General features: G+C 75.8%; 13 protein-coding genes. 6 read left to right on the top strand and 7 right to left on the bottom strand.

Features of this window, described 5'->3' with window-relative positions:
• The first annotated feature begins 2 nt into the window (after nucleotides 1–2).
• Nucleotides 3–935, top strand: coding sequence for a sirohydrochlorin chelatase (locus ACFYVJ_RS31510; RefSeq protein ID WP_388898813.1), 933 nt, complete (start codon nucleotides 3–5; stop codon nucleotides 933–935).
• Nucleotides 925–2,010, top strand: a complete 1,086-nt coding sequence (gene cobC / locus ACFYVJ_RS31505) for an Rv2231c family pyridoxal phosphate-dependent protein CobC (protein ID WP_388898811.1) — start codon at nucleotides 925–927, stop codon at nucleotides 2,008–2,010. Before ACFYVJ_RS31510 ends, cobC begins: the two co-directional genes overlap by 11 nt.
• A gap of 24 nt (nucleotides 2,011–2,034) precedes the next feature.
• Here the strand turns inward: cobC and ACFYVJ_RS31500 are convergent, their stop codons facing one another.
• Nucleotides 2,035–4,212 (bottom strand): hypothetical protein, encoded by a 2,178-nt coding sequence (locus ACFYVJ_RS31500; protein ID WP_388898808.1) that lies wholly within the window; start codon nucleotides 4,210–4,212, stop codon nucleotides 2,035–2,037.
• A 138-nt stretch (nucleotides 4,213–4,350) separates the two neighbouring features.
• Nucleotides 4,351–5,934, bottom strand: coding sequence for an aldehyde dehydrogenase (NADP(+)) (locus ACFYVJ_RS31495; RefSeq protein WP_388898805.1), 1,584 nt, complete (start codon nucleotides 5,932–5,934; stop codon nucleotides 4,351–4,353).
• A 105-nt stretch (nucleotides 5,935–6,039) separates the two neighbouring features.
• Here ACFYVJ_RS31495 and ACFYVJ_RS31490 point away from each other — a divergent pair, with 105 nt between their 5' ends.
• From ACFYVJ_RS31490 to ACFYVJ_RS31475, 4 genes are all read left to right on the top strand, one after another.
• Nucleotides 6,040–6,813, top strand: coding sequence for an IclR family transcriptional regulator (locus tag ACFYVJ_RS31490; RefSeq protein WP_388898802.1), 774 nt, complete (start codon nucleotides 6,040–6,042; stop codon nucleotides 6,811–6,813).
• A gap of 132 nt (nucleotides 6,814–6,945) precedes the next feature.
• Entirely contained in the window at nucleotides 6,946–8,025 is a 1,080-nt protein-coding gene (locus ACFYVJ_RS31485; protein WP_388898799.1) for a hypothetical protein, read from the top strand.
• Between the two features lie 3 nt (nucleotides 8,026–8,028).
• Nucleotides 8,029–9,261 carry a sensor histidine kinase gene (locus tag ACFYVJ_RS31480; RefSeq protein ID WP_388898796.1) on the top strand — a complete coding sequence of 411 codons (1,233 nt, stop codon included), beginning with the start codon at nucleotides 8,029–8,031 and terminating at the stop codon, nucleotides 9,259–9,261.
• 101 nt (nucleotides 9,262–9,362) lie between these two features.
• The gene (locus ACFYVJ_RS31475) at nucleotides 9,363–9,998 is read left to right on the top strand and encodes a response regulator (protein ID WP_388898982.1); all 636 of its coding nucleotides are present in this window, start codon (nucleotides 9,363–9,365) and stop codon (nucleotides 9,996–9,998) included.
• 21 nt (nucleotides 9,999–10,019) lie between these two features.
• On the opposite strand, the gene ACFYVJ_RS31470 is transcribed toward ACFYVJ_RS31475, so the two are convergent.
• From ACFYVJ_RS31470 to ACFYVJ_RS31450, 5 genes are all read right to left on the bottom strand, one after another.
• The gene (locus ACFYVJ_RS31470; protein WP_388898793.1) at nucleotides 10,020–10,925 is read right to left on the bottom strand and encodes an NADP-dependent oxidoreductase; all 906 of its coding nucleotides are present in this window, start codon (nucleotides 10,923–10,925) and stop codon (nucleotides 10,020–10,022) included.
• Between the two features lie 191 nt (nucleotides 10,926–11,116).
• On the bottom strand, nucleotides 11,117–11,665 hold the full coding sequence (locus ACFYVJ_RS31465) for a S1 RNA-binding domain-containing protein (RefSeq protein WP_388898791.1): 549 nt from the start codon (nucleotides 11,663–11,665) through the stop codon (nucleotides 11,117–11,119).
• Nucleotides 11,666–11,672: 7 nt separating this feature from the next.
• Entirely contained in the window at nucleotides 11,673–11,996 is a 324-nt protein-coding gene (locus ACFYVJ_RS31460; RefSeq protein ID WP_388898788.1) for a hypothetical protein, read from the bottom strand.
• 36 nt (nucleotides 11,997–12,032) lie between these two features.
• Complete coding sequence (locus ACFYVJ_RS31455) at nucleotides 12,033–13,481, bottom strand: NCS2 family permease (RefSeq protein WP_388898785.1); 1,449 nt, start codon at nucleotides 13,479–13,481, stop codon at nucleotides 12,033–12,035.
• A 164-nt stretch (nucleotides 13,482–13,645) separates the two neighbouring features.
• The gene (locus ACFYVJ_RS31450) at nucleotides 13,646–14,926 is read right to left on the bottom strand and encodes a polysaccharide lyase family 1 protein (RefSeq protein ID WP_388898783.1); all 1,281 of its coding nucleotides are present in this window, start codon (nucleotides 14,924–14,926) and stop codon (nucleotides 13,646–13,648) included.
• Nucleotides 14,927–15,083 lie beyond the last annotated feature (157 nt).

Here is a 15,083-nt window from a genome sequence, read left to right as displayed (position 1 = left end):
AAGTGACCAAGCCCGCCCTGCTCATCGCCGGTCACGGCACCCGGGACGCCGCCGGTGCCGAGGCGTTCCGCGCGTTCGTGCGCGTGCTCGCCGAGCGCAGCCCCGGGCTGCCCGTCGCCGGGGGGTTCATCGAGCTGTCACCGCCCCCGCTGGGCGAGGCCGTCGCGCAGCTCGTGGCGCGCGGCGCACGGCACTTCGCCGCCGTGCCCCTCATGCTGGTCTCCGCCGGGCACGCCAAGGGCGACATCCCCGCCGCGCTCGCCCGCGAGAAGGAGCGCCACCCCGGCCTCTCGTACGCCTACGGCCGCCCCCTCGGCCCGCACCCGAAGCTCCTCGCCGTCCTGGCGCGCCGCGTGGCCGAAGCCCAGAGCACCGAACGGGCCCGCACCACCGTCCTACTCGTCGGCCGCGGCTCCACCGACCCCGACGCCAACGCCGAGGTCCACAAGGCCGCCCGGCTGCTCTGGGAGGGCCGCGGGTACGCGGGCGTGGAGACGGCGTTCGTGTCGCTCGCCGCGCCGGACGTGGCCGCCGGGCTGGAGCGCTGCCGCCGGCTCGGCGCGGAACACGTCGTCGTGCTGCCGTACTTCCTCTTCACCGGCGTGCTCCCCGAGCGCGTCGCCCACCAGGCGGGGCAGTGGGCGGCGGCGCACCCCGAGGTGGTCGTGCGCACGGCGGGCGTCATCGGCCCGGCGGAGGAGCTGGTGGACCTGGTGACGGAGCGGTACGAAGAGGCCGTCGCCGGGGACCTGCGCATGAACTGCGACTCCTGCGTCTACCGCATCGCCCTCCCCGGCTACGAGGAGAAGGTCGGAGCCCCGCAGCGACCCCACTTCCACCCCGACGAGGACGGCACGGCCCACGACCACGGCCCGGGGCACGGCCACACCCACGGCCACGGGCACCACCACGGCGACCACGCCCATGCGCACTGAGCCCTCCCCGCCCCCCGCCCCGCACGACCTCCGCCACCACGGCGACGCCGAACTCCGCGACGCCGCCCCCGGCCTCACCGACCTCGCCGTCAACGTCCGCGCCGGTACGCCTCCCGGCTGGCTGAAGGCCCGCCTCGCCGCCTCCCTCGACCGGCTCGCCGCCTACCCCGACGGCCGCGCCGCCCGCGCCGCCGTCGCCGCCCGCCACGGGGTGCCGGCCGACCGGGTGCTGCTCACCGCCGGCGCGGCGGAGGCGTTCGTGCTGCTGGCCCGGGCGCTGCGGCCCGCGGTGCGCCGGGCGGTGGTCGTGCACCCGCAGTTCACGGAGCCGGAGGCGGCGCTGCGGGACGCGGGGTACGCCGTGGACCGGGTGCTGCTGCGCGCGGAGGACGGCTTCGGGCTGCCGCCGCGGGCGGTGCCGGAGGACGCCGACCTCGTCGTCGTCGGCAACCCCACCAACCCGACGTCCGTCCTCCACCCCGCCGCCGCGCTTGCCGCGCTGGCCCGGCCGGGTCGGGTCCTCGTCGTGGACGAGGCGTTCATGGACGCGGTGCCGGGCGAGCGCGAGTCGCTGGCCGGGCGCAGCGACGTCCCCGGCCTGGTCGTCCTGCGCAGCCTGACCAAGACCTGGGGGCTCGCGGGCCTGCGCGTCGGCTACGTCCTCGGCGACCCCGGCACCGTCGCCGCACTGGCTCGGGCCCAGCCGCTGTGGCCGGTGTCGACGCCCGCGCTGGCCGCGGCGGAGGCGGTGTGCGCGCCGCGGGCGCTCGCGGAGGCGGAGGCGGCGGCGCGGGCGATCGGCGCGGACCGGGCGTATCTGCTGGGCAGGCTGGGGGAGTTCGCGGAGATCACGACCGCGGGGACCGCGGCGGCGCCGTTCGTACTGGTCCACGTGGCGGGTGCGGACGGTGGCGCCGCCGGTCTCGTCGTACGCGAACGGCTGCGCGGCCTCGGCTTCGCCGTACGCCGCGGCGACACCTTCCCCGGCCTCGGCCCCGGCTGGCTGCGGCTCGCGGTGCGGGACCGGCGGACGACGGACCGGTTCGCCGGGGCGCTGGCCCGGGCGCTGAGTTGAGGCCATCCCCCGTCCCCGGGGCGGTCACGGCAGCCGGAGGACGACCAGCTCGCGGACCGGATCGGCGCGCGTCCAGCCTGCGGCCCGCCCGGCGTACGGACGGCCCACCTCCGCGTCGCCGCGGCTGAACCGCTGCCGGGTGCCGGGCGGGGCGGTGACGGGTACCTCGACGCCGGCCGGCGCCCGCACGGTCACGGTGCCGCCGACGCGGTACGCGGTGACCTCCCCGTTCCGTACCGCCTCCGCCCAGGCGGCGCGGCGCTGGAGGTCGCGGGCGATCGCGCGGGGGCGGGGGTTGTCGAGCGGGGTGGCGGGGGTGAACAGACGGCGGTACTCGGCGAGTACGCGGTCGAGGAGGGGGTACGCGATGCGGTCCTCGGCGAGGTTCGACTGGTGGAGGTAGTGGGGGGCGGGGTCGGCGGCGAGGACGTGGCCGAGGGCGGCGCGGGCAGCGAGGGGCACGAGGTGCGAGCGGTAGCCGGTCTCCGGGTCGGGTTCTGCGGCGGTGCGAAGGGGACCGTCACCGCCCGCCACGGGGCCGCCCACGTCCCCGGCCCCGCCGCCCGCCGCGGCGCCGTCCGCGGCCCGCCTCCCGCCACCGCCGCCCGCCGCGGCGCCGCCCCCGCTCCCCTCCCCGTACCGGTACGCGTACTCGTCGACCTGCTCCCGCTCGCTCCCCGCCCCCGCGAACAGCCCCAGCCCGTACCGCGGCACCGTCGACGCCGTGCCCACCCGCCGCGACAGCGGGTCCCGGGCCCGGTCGGCGGCCAGCCAGCGGACCCCCGTCGTGCCCAGGGCGGGCGCGAGGTTCGGGTTGTCGAGCGGCTGCCCCGGCGGGGCGGCGAGCCCGGTGTGGCCCGCGGTGACCAACTCGTCCCTGCGCACGAGCAGGTTCCTGGCCCGCCCCCAGCCGACGTTCTCCTCGATCTGCCGCGCGATGCGCCGCTCCGGCGTCCACCGCACCTCGCCCGCCGCGTCGCGCGCGCAGCGCACCGTATCGCCACGGCCCCCGGGGACACAGCCGAACGGCGCGCGATCGTAGGTGCCGTTGACCCACCGGAACGCCTCGCGGTCGGTGATCAGCCGGTCGGCCAGCGCGTCGGCGCCGCCGTGCGCCCGGCGGTAGCGCTCGGCGGCGCCGCCGCTGTAGACGAGGTCGAGGGTGAAGTCGCGGTCGGCCGACCAGTCGCGGGCGTACGCGGCGTCGCCACGGGTCATCCGGACCGGCGGCAGGACGGCGCAGCCGGGGGTGCCGGAGGTGCAGTCGCCGTCGGGGTCCCAGCGGGCGTCGCGGCCGAGGACGCCGTCGACCTGGACGGCGAACCCGTAGCGGGCGGCGCCCAGATGCACGCCCCCGGTGGCCCAGTCGACGATGCCGCGGGCCAGCAGCCGGTAGGCGAGCCGGTCGCCGGGGTCGCCGAAGGTGACGAGGAGCCGGCGCCGCCCGTCGTCGGCGTACTCGCCGACGAGCGCGCCGCGTGCGCGCGGCTTCCCGGGCACGGCGGCGTCGACGTACGGCGTGAAGTCCGGGCCCGGCCGCACGAGATGGCCGTACGTCCCGGCCGCGCGCGGATCGAGGTCCGCGAACGGCACGGGACCAGCGAGGTAGCCGAAGGGCCCGGCCCGCCCGGCGGGGGTGACGCGGGCCGTCCGGCCGTCGAGGCGGCCTGACCACGCGGGTGCGCCGACGCCGGAGTGCGGTCCCGGGGCGGCGTGGGCGTCGACCTGGCGGATGCCGAAGCGCCGCTCGTACGCGGCGAGGGCGGCGGTCTCGGCGCGGCCGAGGGCGGGGGCAGGCGCGCGGGGGCCGGCGGGAGCGGGGGCTTCTTCTCGTCCGGGCGCGTCACCGCCCGCGGCCACGACGGGAACGGCAGCGGCGACACCGCCGCCCGGCTTCCCCGCGCCGCCGCCCGGTACCACCACGGCCTGGTACCGCGCCCGCGGCCGCCCCTCCCCCGTACCGGCCAGGAACTCCTCGTCGATCCGCGGCCGGCCGCGCTCCCCCAGCCGCACCGCCGTGACCGGCGTGCCGATCGCCGCCAGGTGCTCGGCGATCGCCGCGACCGGCTCCCCGCCGTCGTCCACGACGAGGACGGCGAGGTCGACGCGGGGCGTACTCGCCGTGCGGGCGTCGGGGACGGCGGCGAACGACAGCGCGGCGGCGAGCGCGCACGCCGCGGCCAGGCGCCTGGACCGGACCATGGTGCTCCTCCCCGGGAGCGCCTTCGGGCGCTCCCGGGGAGCCATCCTGCGGGACCGGACGGGGGTGCGGCGCCTCGCGCCACCCGTACGGGCGACGGCGGCGGGCGGCGTTCGAACCGCCGCCGCCCGCGCCGCTCGTCAGTTCTCCCGGACGCCGTCCACCGTGCGGGGCACGCCCGCGGGGTTGTCCTCGCGCAGCTCGGCGGGCAGCAGCGCCTGCGGCGCGTTCTGGTACGTCACCGGGCGCAGCCAGCGCTCGATCGCCGTGCCGCCGACGGACGTCGAGGTCGATGTCGTCGCCGGGTACGGGCCGCCGTGGTGCTGCGCGGGGGCGACGGCGACGCCCGTGGGCCAGCCGTCGACGAGGATCCGCCCGGCGAGCGGCGTCAGTTCGGCGAGCAGCCGCGCCGCGCCGCCGTCCCCGGCGCCCGCGTCTCCGGCGCCCGCGTCCCCGGCCTCCGCGGCGCCCAGGTGCGCGGTCGCGGTGAGGTTGCCCGGCACCCGGGCCAGCACCGCGGAGACCTGCGGCACGTCCTCGTAGCGCACGATGACCGTGACGGGCCCGAAGCACTCCTCCGTCAGCAGCTCGTACTCCCCGCCGCCCGCGAGGCGTTCGGCGTCGACGGTGAGGAAGCCGCCGCTGACGGTGTGCTCGCCGTTCGCGCCCGGCGTCACCGGGCTCTCCACGCCGGGCAGTTCCGCCCGCTCCCGTACGCCCGCGACGAACGCCTCCCGCATCCGCGGGTCGAGCATCACGCCCGGCTCGGTGTCGCTGACCGCCGCCGTGAGCGACGTGACGAGCCGGTCGCCGGCCTCGCCCGCCGGCACCAGCACCAGACCCGGCTTCGTGCAGAACTGCCCGACGCCCAGCGTCATCGACCCCGCGAGCCCCGCGCCGATCTCCTCGGCGCGCTCGGCGGCCGCCGCCGCGCTGACGACGACGGGGTTGAGGCTGCCCAGCTCGCCGTGGAAGGGGATAGGCCGGGGCCGGGCCGCCGCGGCGTCGAACAGGGCCCGCCCGCCGCGCACCGAGCCGGTGAACCCGGCGGCGGCGACGACGGGATGGCGTACCAGCTCCACCCCGGCGTCGAAGCCGTGCACGACGGAGACGACCTCCTGCGGCAGCCCCGCCTCCGCGGCGGCGCGGTGCAGCAGCGCCGCGGACAGCTCGGAGGTGCCCGGGTGGTCCGGGTGCGCCTTGACCACGACGGGGCAGCCGGCGGCGAGCGCGCTGGCGGTGTCGCCGCCGGGGACGGAGAAGGCGAGCGGGAAGTTGGAGGCGGAGTAGACGGCGACGACGCCGAGCGGCACCTTCCAGCGGCGCAGGTCGGGCCGCGGCGGGGCGAGGGCGGCGTCGGCGTGGTCGATGCGCACGTCGAGGAAGTCGCCGGCCTCGGCGATGTCGGCGAAGGCGCGCAACTGGTAGGTCGTGCGGGTGAGTTCGCCGCTCAGCCGGCCCGGCCCGAGGGCGGTCTCGGCGTCGGCGCACTCGACGACCTTGTCGACGTGCTGGTCGAAGAGGTCGGCCGCGGCCCGCAACAACCGGGCGCGCTGCGCGCGTTCGGCGAGCGCCGGGGCGGCGGCGTGCGCGGCGCGTACGGTCTCGTCGACCTCCTCGGCGGTCGCCTCGGTGGCGACCTGCTCCCGGCGGTTACCGGTGCGTGGATCGACGCTCCAGACTGGTGCGGACAACTGAGATGTCTCCGTTCCTCTTGCACACATGGCGGACGGTGACCGACGATACCGTTGGTTCGGTATTCTGAACGCCGTCTCTATACATGAATTTCTAGGACTTTTATCGCTGCGGCAGCAGAGGGGTCAAGCGTCATGGGGGTCGCCGACGCCGGTGGGGGTGGACAGGTCAAGTCTGCCGTCCGCACCGTGGAACTGCTCGAGTATTTCGCGGCCAGGCCCGGAATGCACAGCCTCGGTGACGTCCAGCACGCGGTCGGCTACCCCAAGTCCAGCCTCTACATGCTGCTTCGCACGCTGACGGAGCTGGGCTGGGTGGAGACCGACGCGACCGGCACACGGTACGGGATCGGGGTGCGGGCGCTGCTCGTCGGCACCTCGTACATCGACGGCGACGAGGTCGTGGCCGCCGCCCGCCCCACCCTCGACCGGCTCGCCGACGACACGACGGAGACGATCCACCTGGCGCGGCTGGACGGCGTGAACATCGTCTACCTCGCCACCCGCCAGTCCCAGCACTACCTGCGGCCGTTCACCCGCGTCGGCCGCCGGCTGCCCGCGCACGCGACGGCGCTGGGCAAGGCGCTGCTCGCGACGTACCCGGACGAGGAGATCCGCAAGCTGCTGCCCGAGTCGCTGGCGCCGCTGACCGAGCACACGGTCACGGACCGGGAGGCGCTGATCGGGGAGCTGCACGGGGTGCGCGAGCGCGGATACGCCCTGGACCGGGAGGAGTCGACGCTGGGGCTGCGCTGCCTGGGGGTCGCGGTCCCGTACCGGACGCCGGCGCGGGACGCCATCAGTTGCTCGGTGCCGGTGGCGCGGCTGACGCCGGCGCACGAGCAGGGGATCCGCGACGCGCTGCTCGACGCCCGCGACCGGCTGACGCTGGCGACGCGGCACCTCTGAGCCGGCCCGCTCCCGGGCCGGGCCCGCTCCCGCCCGTACGACCCGGCGGCGGGGCCGTCTCCGCCGCGCGGCGGAGGCGGATCACCGTCGCGGGCGACGTACGGGACAGGGGCCGGACGGGAACGTGAACGCATGGACGTCACCGACCCGTACCCCGCGCGCACCGCACGCGCGCTGCGCCTCGTCGCCGCCCTCGCCTGCCTGCCGTACCTGTCGCTGAAGACGGCCTGGATCGCCGGCGGCACGGTCGGCATCCCGGCCGGCAGCGAACTGCTGGAGAAGCGCGGCACCATGGCCGCCGTCAACTCCCTCACGGTCCTCATGGACGCGGCCGTCATCGTGCTGGCCTTCGCGCTGACGCGGCCGTGGGGCCGCCGGATCCCGGCGTGGCTGGTCGCGCTGCCGCTGTGGGTCGCCACCGGGCTGCTCGCGCCGATCGTGGTGGGCTTCCCCGTGCAGGCGGTGATCGCCCTCTTCGGCGGCGGCGGCGCCGGGGCGGACGACGGGGAGCCGTTCCTGGACGAGTGGGTGTTCACCGTCGTCTACACCGGCTTCGGGGTGCAGGCGCTGGCGCTCGGCTGGCTGTTCGCGCTGTACGTACGCGACCGCTGGGGCCACCTGCTCCGCGGCCGGCTCGCCGGCCTGCCCCCGTCGCCCACGGCACCGGCGCAGCGGGTGCTCGCGGTGCTGGCCGCGGTCGTCGCGCTGCCGGTCGCGGGGCTGCACCTGAGCTGGGCGCTGGGTTCGACGGCGGGCCTGTCCGGCCACCTGATCGGGCAGCGCTCCGCGAACCTCCAGGTGAACGAGGCGATCCAGGTCGCCTTCGCACTCGCCGCCACGGCGGGCGCCGTCCTCCTCGCCCACCGCCCGCGCCCGCGCACCCGCCTGGCGACGGCGGTGGCCCTGGGCTGGACCGGCGGGGCGGCGCTGGCGGCGTGGAGCGGCTGGATGCTGCTCGCGTCGCTGGTCACGGAGAACCCGGTACGGGGCGACAGGCAGCCGACCCAGCCGATGAACCTCGCCTACGCTGGCGGCATGATCACCGGCCTGCTGGTCCTCGCGGTGGGCGCCACGCTGCTCGCGGAGCGCGCGGCGGCGGGCAGGGGCGCGGCGGCCGCGGACCGGCCGGGGCCGGCGGGGTCCACGGCGGTGTCCGGGAGCGCCGGAGCGGGTGCGGCGGCCGGGGGTTCGCCGCCGCCGCGGCGGGGCTGATCCGTGTCGGCGGGGGTCGTACGGCTGCGCTGGGCCCATCTGCTGCTCGGCGGTGCGCTGCTCATGCCGTACTTCCTGCTGGTCAGCGTGGCGCTCCAGGTCGCGGACCACGATGTCGACACCTTCCGCAGCCTGGGCTGGCAAGTCGTGGCGTACCTGCTGGCCCTGCCCCTCGTGGCGGTGACGCCGCTGGCGTTCCCGATGGTGCGGACGCTGGAGACCTCCGCCGCGCAGGCGCTGTGCCGGGTGCCGGGCGGGCTGCCGCCCGCCGGGCGGGACCGGTCGTGGCCGGCGCGGCGGCGGACGGCGGGGTGGTTCACGCTGCACGTGGGGCTGGGGGCGCTGGTCAGCGGGGCGACGCTGGCGGTGCCGCCGATGGCGGTAGTGCTGCTCGCGACGCCGTTCTGGCGCGAGTTGCGCGAGCGGGACTGGGGACTGCTCGCGGTGCCCGCGTGGATCGCCCCGCCGCTCGGCCTCGCGCTGCTCGCGGGGCTCACCGCCGCCGCGGCCGCCGCGGGCCTGCTGCTGGCCCGCGCCGCGCCCGCGCTCCTCGGCCCCACCCCGGCCGACCGGCTCGCCGCCGCCGAGGAGCGCGCCGCCGACCTGGCCCGCCGCAACCGCCTGGCGCGGGAGCTGCACGACTCGGTCGGGCATGCGCTGAGCGCCGTCACGCTGCAGGCGAGCGCGGCGCGGCGGGTCTTCGACCGGGACCCGGAGTTCGTGCGGGAGGCACTGGCGGCGATCGAGGGCACGACCCGCTCGGCGGTCGCGGAACTGGACACGGTGCTGGGGCTGCTCCGGCAGGAGGACGCCGCCGTGGGTCCGGATTCCGGCTCCGGCCGTGCGCCGTCGCCCGGCCTGGCCCGGGATCTCGACGCGCTGCTTGCCCGCACCCGGGCGGCGGGGGCGACGGTGGTGGCGGACGTCGCCGCGGATGCGGCGGCGCTGCCGGGGCCGGTGTCGCGGGAGGCGTACCGGATCGTCCAGGAGGGGCTGGGGAACGTCCTGCGGCACGCGGGCCGGGTGCCGGTACGGCTGCGGATCACGGTGGCGGACGGAGAGTTGGGGATCGTGCTGGAGAACGACGTACCGGAGACCGGGGGCACGACGGCTCCCGTCGCCGGCGGCGGGAGCGGGCTGCGCGGGATCGCCGAACGCGCGCGGCTGCTGGGCGGCGCCGCGGAGGCGGGCCCGTGCGAGCAGGGCTGGCGCCTGACGGCGAGGCTCCCGCTGTGAACGAGCCGCACGGGGACGCCGCGCAGCCGGGCCCGCGGCCGCCGCGATCCGGGACCGGTGAGGCGCACACCGCCGCGCAGCCGGGCGCGCGGCCGCTCCGCATCGTCCTCGCGGACGACGAGCGCATGGTGCGTACCGCGCTCCGGGCCATCCTCTCCGCCGAGGACGACCTGGCCGTCGTCGGCGAAGCCGCCACCGGCGCGGAGGCGGTGTCCGTCGTACGCCGCCTGGAGCCCGACGTCGTGCTGATGGACGTACGGATGCCGGAGATCGACGGCATCCGCGCCACCGAGCGACTCCTGCGCACGATGCGCACCCCGCCCCGCATCGTCGTCGTCACGACCTTCGAGAACGACTCGTACGTCTACGACGCCCTCCGCGCCGGCGCCGCCGGCTTCCTGCTCAAACGCGCGGGGGCCGCCGACCTGGTCCAGGCCGTACGCCTCGTGGCCCGCACCGACTCCCTCCTCTACCCCGCTGCCGTCCGCGCCCTGGCCGCCGCACACGCCAGAACCCGCCGCACCACCGCGCTCCGCGCCCGGCTCACCGACCGCGAGGCCGACGTGCTGCGGCTGATGGCGCAGGGGCTGACGAACGCGGAGATCGCGGCCCGGCTGGGCATCGGCGCGGCGACGGTGAAGTCCCATGTCGCCGCGCTGCTGGCCAAGTTGGGCGCCCGGGACCGTACGCAGGCGGTGATCGCCGCGTACGAGTCGGGCTTCGTCTCCCCCGGCTGAGCGCTCCGGGACGGGTGGGACTCAGACGCGGACCACGATCTTCCCCCGGGTGTGCCCGAGCTCGGCGTAGGCGTGGGCGTCCGCGATCTCTTCGAGCGGATAGGTCCGCTCGATGCGCGGTGTGTAGCGGCCCTGCCGGCCGAGTTCGGCGGCTTCGGCGAGAAGCGCGGGGTCGTTCTCCGCGCGCGCCCAGTGCGCGCCCAGGCCCTGCGCGCCGGCGTAGTCGGCGATCGTGGCCACGCGCGCGGGGTCGCCCACGATGGCGACGAGATCGGCCAGGGACCCGGAGGCCGCGGTGTCGAACGCGAGGTCGACGCCGTCGGGAGCGAGGGTGGCGAGGCGCTCGGCGAGGCCGGGGCCGTAGGTGGTGGGAACGGCTCCGAGGGAGGCGAGGAAGTCGTGGTTGCGCTCGCCGGCCGTCCCGATGACGGTGGCACCCTCGGCCACCGCGAACTCGACCGCCGCACTGCCCACGCCTCCGGCGGCCCCCTCGACGAGCAACGTGCGCCCCCGCAGCGGACCGAGCGGCCTCAGCCCGCCCAGCGCCGTCACGGCCACCAGCCCGGCGCCGGCGGCCTCCTCGTCGCTCCACGTACGGGGCGCCGGCGCCCAGGCCGAGAGCACGGCCAGCTCCGCGGTCGCCCCCGTGGCACCACCCAGCCCGAAGACCCGCTCCCCGACGTCCACCCCCTGCACCTCCGCACCGACTTCGTCCACCACCCCGGCGGCGTCCCGCCCCGGGATCGCGGGCAACTCCACGGGGACCACGTCCCGCGCCGCCCCGGAACGCACCTTCCAGTCCATGGGATTGACGGCGGCCGCCGCCACCCGGATCCGGATCTCCCCGGGCCCGGGATGCGGCTCCGGCACCTGCTCGACCACGAGGGTCTCCACACCGCCGTACTCGTGATACCGGACTGCGCGCATGACGTTCTGCCTTCCCCACGGCCCGACCCGGCCGCTTCGTACGATCGTGGGCTGCCTACCCGGCGGGTGCCGGGAGCCCCACGCTAGAACCTCACGCCCACGTCAGATGCAAGCCACGCGGACCACCGCGGACGCCACATCGGCTCCGCGCACGCCCGGCGGGTCGACCGGCGAGCTGCTTTCGAGCACTCCTAGGGTGTGTCCTCGGCAGCCAGGAGGACACGGGCCCGATCCGGGTCGACGGCGACTATCCGCACGGATAGGTCCTGCCCCTCGCGGACGCTCGTCGCCGTGTCCGCGCCCTGCTCGGCGAGCGGAACGAGCCCTTCGACGCAGTGGGCGATACGCACGAAGAAGCCGAACGGCGCGATCTTCGTGACACGCCCGGTGACGACCTGCCCGACCCGCTCCACGAACCGAGGGAGCAGGTCCTCGTGCGCCACCCACGCGCGGAGCGTGACGCCCACCTGGTGGTTGTGCTCGGCATGCCAGACCACCTCACCGGTGACGACCTGTCCCACGAGCGGCAGTTCCATGCACCTGGGCATCCTGTCGACTCTCGCCAGGCCGACGGCTTCGGGGTGGCCGTCGACGGAGAGGAAGGCACCGAAGGGCTGTCTCCCGGTGACCTCCCCGGAGATCGGGGCACCGACAGGCAGGGAGCGCACCGTCTCCAGCCACTCCTCGGCGGAAACCGGCGCGTGAAACGAGCCGCCGGAAGGCCAGGAGTACTCACCCATACACCGATCATGACACGCAGAAGCCGCGGGCAGAACGCGAGCCCTGGCACCGGTCGTGATCGACCGGACGGGCGGCATCGCCGAACTGCCACCGCAACGGCCGGGAGCCGGGCCAGGGCGCCGGGGGCCGGGGCAGGACGGCGGCGAAGAGGGTGAGCCGGATGTCGCGCGCCTGCTCGTCCACCCACGCGCACTCGGCCGCCGACTTCAGCTCCGCCACCACCTCGCGGCCCCGCCGGAACGTCATCCGCACCCGCTCGCCCGTCTCCGCGAACCGGCCGACAGCCGCCTCGAAGTCCGGGACGAACCCGCTCAGTTCGACGCTCTCCATGCCCCGGACGCTACGGGACGGGTCTGACAGCGCCCCTCAGACCCCGAGCAGGTCCTCGATCGGCTCGATCGCGAAGTAGATCACGAACAGCACCGACACCGCCCACATCAGCGGGTGCACCTTCCGGGCGCGGCCCATGACCGCCTGGAGGAGCACGTACGCGATGAACCCGGCGCCCAGGCCGTTGGTGATCGAGTACGTGAACGGCATCACGGCGATCGTGAGGAACGCGGGGACGGCGATCTCGTAGCGGGTCCAGTCGACGTGGCGTACCTGCGTCATCAGCAGGAAGCCGACGGCGATGAGCGCGGGCGCCGCGGCCTGGGAGGGGACGACCAGGGCCAGCGGGGTGAAGAGGAGGGCCAGCGCGAAGAGTCCGCCGGTGACGAGGTTGGCCAGGCCGGTGCGGGCGCCTTCGCCGACGCCTGCGGCTGACTCGATGTAGCTGGTGCTGGAGGAGCCGGAGGCGGCGCCGCCGAAGACGGTGGCGAGGCCGTCGACGAAGAGGAGGCGGCCCAGGCGCGGGACGCGGCCCTGTTCGTCGAGGAGGCCGGCCTCGCTGGTGACGCCGACCGCGGTGCCCATGGTGTCGAAGAAGTCGGTGAGGAAGAGGGTGAAGACAAGCAGCACCACGGTCACCGCGCTGACCTCGTCGAACGCACCGAAGAAGCTGAACTCCCCGAGCAGCCCGAAGTCCGGCGCCTCGACCACGTCGCCGGGCCAGTCCGGGACGGTCAGGCCCCATGCCTCGTCGGCGATGTCGGCGAGGGAGTTGATGACGATGGCGACGACGGTCATCGCCAGGATGCTGATGAGGATCGCGCCCTTCACGCCCCGCGCGAGCAGCGACACGGTGAGCAGCACACCGGCGCAGAAGACGACGACCGGCCAGCCGCTGAGCGACCCGGTGCTGCCGAGCTGGAGCGGGACGGTGGTGTCGGCGATGTCGGGGATGCGGGTGGCGAAGCCGGCGTCGATGAAGCCGATGAGGGCGATGAACATGCCGATGCCCACGCTGATCGCGACCTTCAGCGGCTGCGGGATGGCGTTCATGACGGCCTCGCGCACGCCGGTGGCGGCGAGGAGGCAGACGATGATGCCCTCCAGCACGATGAGCCCCATCGCGTCGGGCCAGGTCATCAGGGGCGCGATCTGGTACGCGACGACGGCGTTGATGCCGAGGCCGGCGGCGAGGGCGAGCGGGAGGTTGGCGGTCACCCCCATGAGCACGGTCATCACGGCGGCGACGAGGGCGGTGACGGTGACGAGCTGACCGAAGTCGAGCTGGTTGCCGTATTTGTCCTCGGCGCCGCTGAGGATGATCGGGTTGAGCACGAGGATGTACGCCATCGTGAAGAACGTGGCGAGTCCACCGCGTATCTCCCGTCCGACGGTGGACCCGCGCTCACGTATGCGGAAGAAACTCTCCAGGCCCGCGGAACTCGGCGCTGGCGAGGGGGACTTGTCGGCAATCTGGTCGGACACGGGGGTGCTCCTGAACGGCGGCGGGGACGGTTGCCGTGCACACGGCAGGTCGCATTGTGCCTGCTGAGCCGCCTGATCAGGTTGAGCTTGTGTTACACCTCAGCGGCGGAGCCGTACAGTTACGTGCCCTGCCCACGGACCGTTCCGCCGGGTACGCGACCGGCTCAGCCGATCCGGCCCGCTCCCGCCCGTGGCACCACCACGCCCGCCACCGCCCGCGGCTCGTCGACCCGGGTGCGCAGCGCCGGGGTCCAGCCGGCGTCCCGCTGGAGCGGGGTGTCCGGGTGGGCCGTGTTGTGGGCCGCGATGAGATCGGCCGGGGCGCCGTTGACGATGTTGTGGGCCGCCGTCAGCGGGGCCTCGCTCCACTTCTTCAGGATCCGGCCCGCGTCTGTCCCCGGCGGCAGGCGGAAGGAGTTCTTCTCCGCCACCAGCCGCGACTCGAAGCCGATGCCGAAGGAGTAGGAGTACGACTCCGCCGCGATCACGTAGTGGTTGTTGTACGCGTCCACCTGCCCGAAGCGCACCCGCGGCGCCCGCTCGCCCACCCCGCGGAACAGGTTGTGGTGCAGCGTCACCCGCAGCCTGCCGCGGTCCGTGCCGCCCGCACCGTCGCTGTTGCCGATCATCAGGGTCTTGGCGTGGTCCTCGAAGACGTTCCAGGAGACCGTGACGAGGTCCGCGCCGCGGACGACGTCGAGTTCGCCGTCGTGCCGCTGGTACAGCTCGCCGTAGTGGTGCGGCAGGGAGCTGTCGGGGTGGCGGCCGTCGGTGAAGGTGTTGTGGTCCAGCCAGACGTGGGTGGAGTTGTGGACCACCGCCGCGTCGTACTCGGAGTTCCAGGCGCCGCGGTCGCCGTCCGTGGGGTCCCACTGGGGGAAGCAGTCGAGCGGGCTCTCCAGCGTGAGGTTGCGGACGATGACGTTGTCGGCGTCCTTGAGCTGCAGACTGGCGCCCCTGAGGGCGGCGTCGCGGCCGACGCCGACGACGGTGGTGTCCGAGGGCACGTACGCCTCGATGGCCGCGGCCTGGTTCGCGGCGGAGGCGGCGCGGGCGTCCTCCTGGGGGCCGCTGACCGGGGTGTCGTATCCCCAGACGGCGGGGTCGTAGTCGGCGAGGTAGCGGCCGAAGTCGTAGCCGGGGGCCTCGTACGCGGCGCAGCCGGCCGCGCCGGCGTCGATCGTGCCGGCGACGCGGACGATCTGCGGCTCCCCGGCGCCCGCGGCCAGCGCGGCGCGGAACTCTTCCCAGGTACGGACCGTGCGGACGTTCTCCCGGCCCGCCGCGGCGCCGCCCGTCGTGCCGCCGGCCGCCGACGCCCAGCCGTCGCCCGCCGGGAGGGTGCCGCGGGCGGGGTCGTGCCCGTACGCGGGAGCGGCCGCCGCGGCGAGCAGTGCCGCGCAGCACGCGAGCGAACCCGCCGCGTGCCATGTCAGGTGACGCATGTGCGGCTCCTTCACAGAGTCGGTGTCGGGGGGGGGGGGGGGGCCCCCCCCCCCCCCCCCCCCCCCGGGGGGGGCGGGGCGGGGGGCCCCCCCCCCCCCCCCCCCCCAAAAAAACCCCACCCCCCCCCCCCCCCAAAAAAACCCCCAAAACGCCCCC

Origin of the sequence: Streptomyces sp. NPDC004134, from assembly GCF_042874195.1 — a bacterium.
Classification (GTDB): domain Bacteria; phylum Actinomycetota; class Actinomycetes; order Streptomycetales; family Streptomycetaceae; genus Streptomyces.
The sequence above is the reverse complement of the archived record's forward strand: the minus strand, read 5'-3'. Positions and strand labels throughout refer to the sequence as shown.

What these genes read in the sequence shown, in the direction of transcription:
- cobC (WP_388898811.1), top strand. Translation starts at nt 925, where the DNA reads ATGCGCACTGAGCCCTCCCCGCCCCCCGCCCCGCACGACCTCCGCCAC.
- ACFYVJ_RS31500 (WP_388898808.1), bottom strand. Translation starts at nt 4,212, where the DNA reads ATGGTCCGGTCCAGGCGCCTGGCCGCGGCGTGCGCGCTCGCCGCCGCG.
- ACFYVJ_RS31495 (WP_388898805.1), bottom strand. Translation starts at nt 5,934, where the DNA reads ATGTGTGCAAGAGGAACGGAGACATCTCAGTTGTCCGCACCAGTCTGG.
- ACFYVJ_RS31490 (WP_388898802.1), top strand. Translation starts at nt 6,040, where the DNA reads ATGGGGGTCGCCGACGCCGGTGGGGGTGGACAGGTCAAGTCTGCCGTC.
- ACFYVJ_RS31485 (WP_388898799.1), top strand. Translation starts at nt 6,946, where the DNA reads ATGGACGTCACCGACCCGTACCCCGCGCGCACCGCACGCGCGCTGCGC.
- ACFYVJ_RS31470 (WP_388898793.1), bottom strand. Translation starts at nt 10,925, where the DNA reads ATGCGCGCAGTCCGGTATCACGAGTACGGCGGTGTGGAGACCCTCGTG.
- ACFYVJ_RS31465 (WP_388898791.1), bottom strand. Translation starts at nt 11,665, where the DNA reads ATGGGTGAGTACTCCTGGCCTTCCGGCGGCTCGTTTCACGCGCCGGTT.
- ACFYVJ_RS31460 (WP_388898788.1), bottom strand. Translation starts at nt 11,996, where the DNA reads ATGGAGAGCGTCGAACTGAGCGGGTTCGTCCCGGACTTCGAGGCGGCT.
- ACFYVJ_RS31450 (WP_388898783.1), bottom strand. Translation starts at nt 14,926, where the DNA reads ATGCGTCACCTGACATGGCACGCGGCGGGTTCGCTCGCGTGCTGCGCG.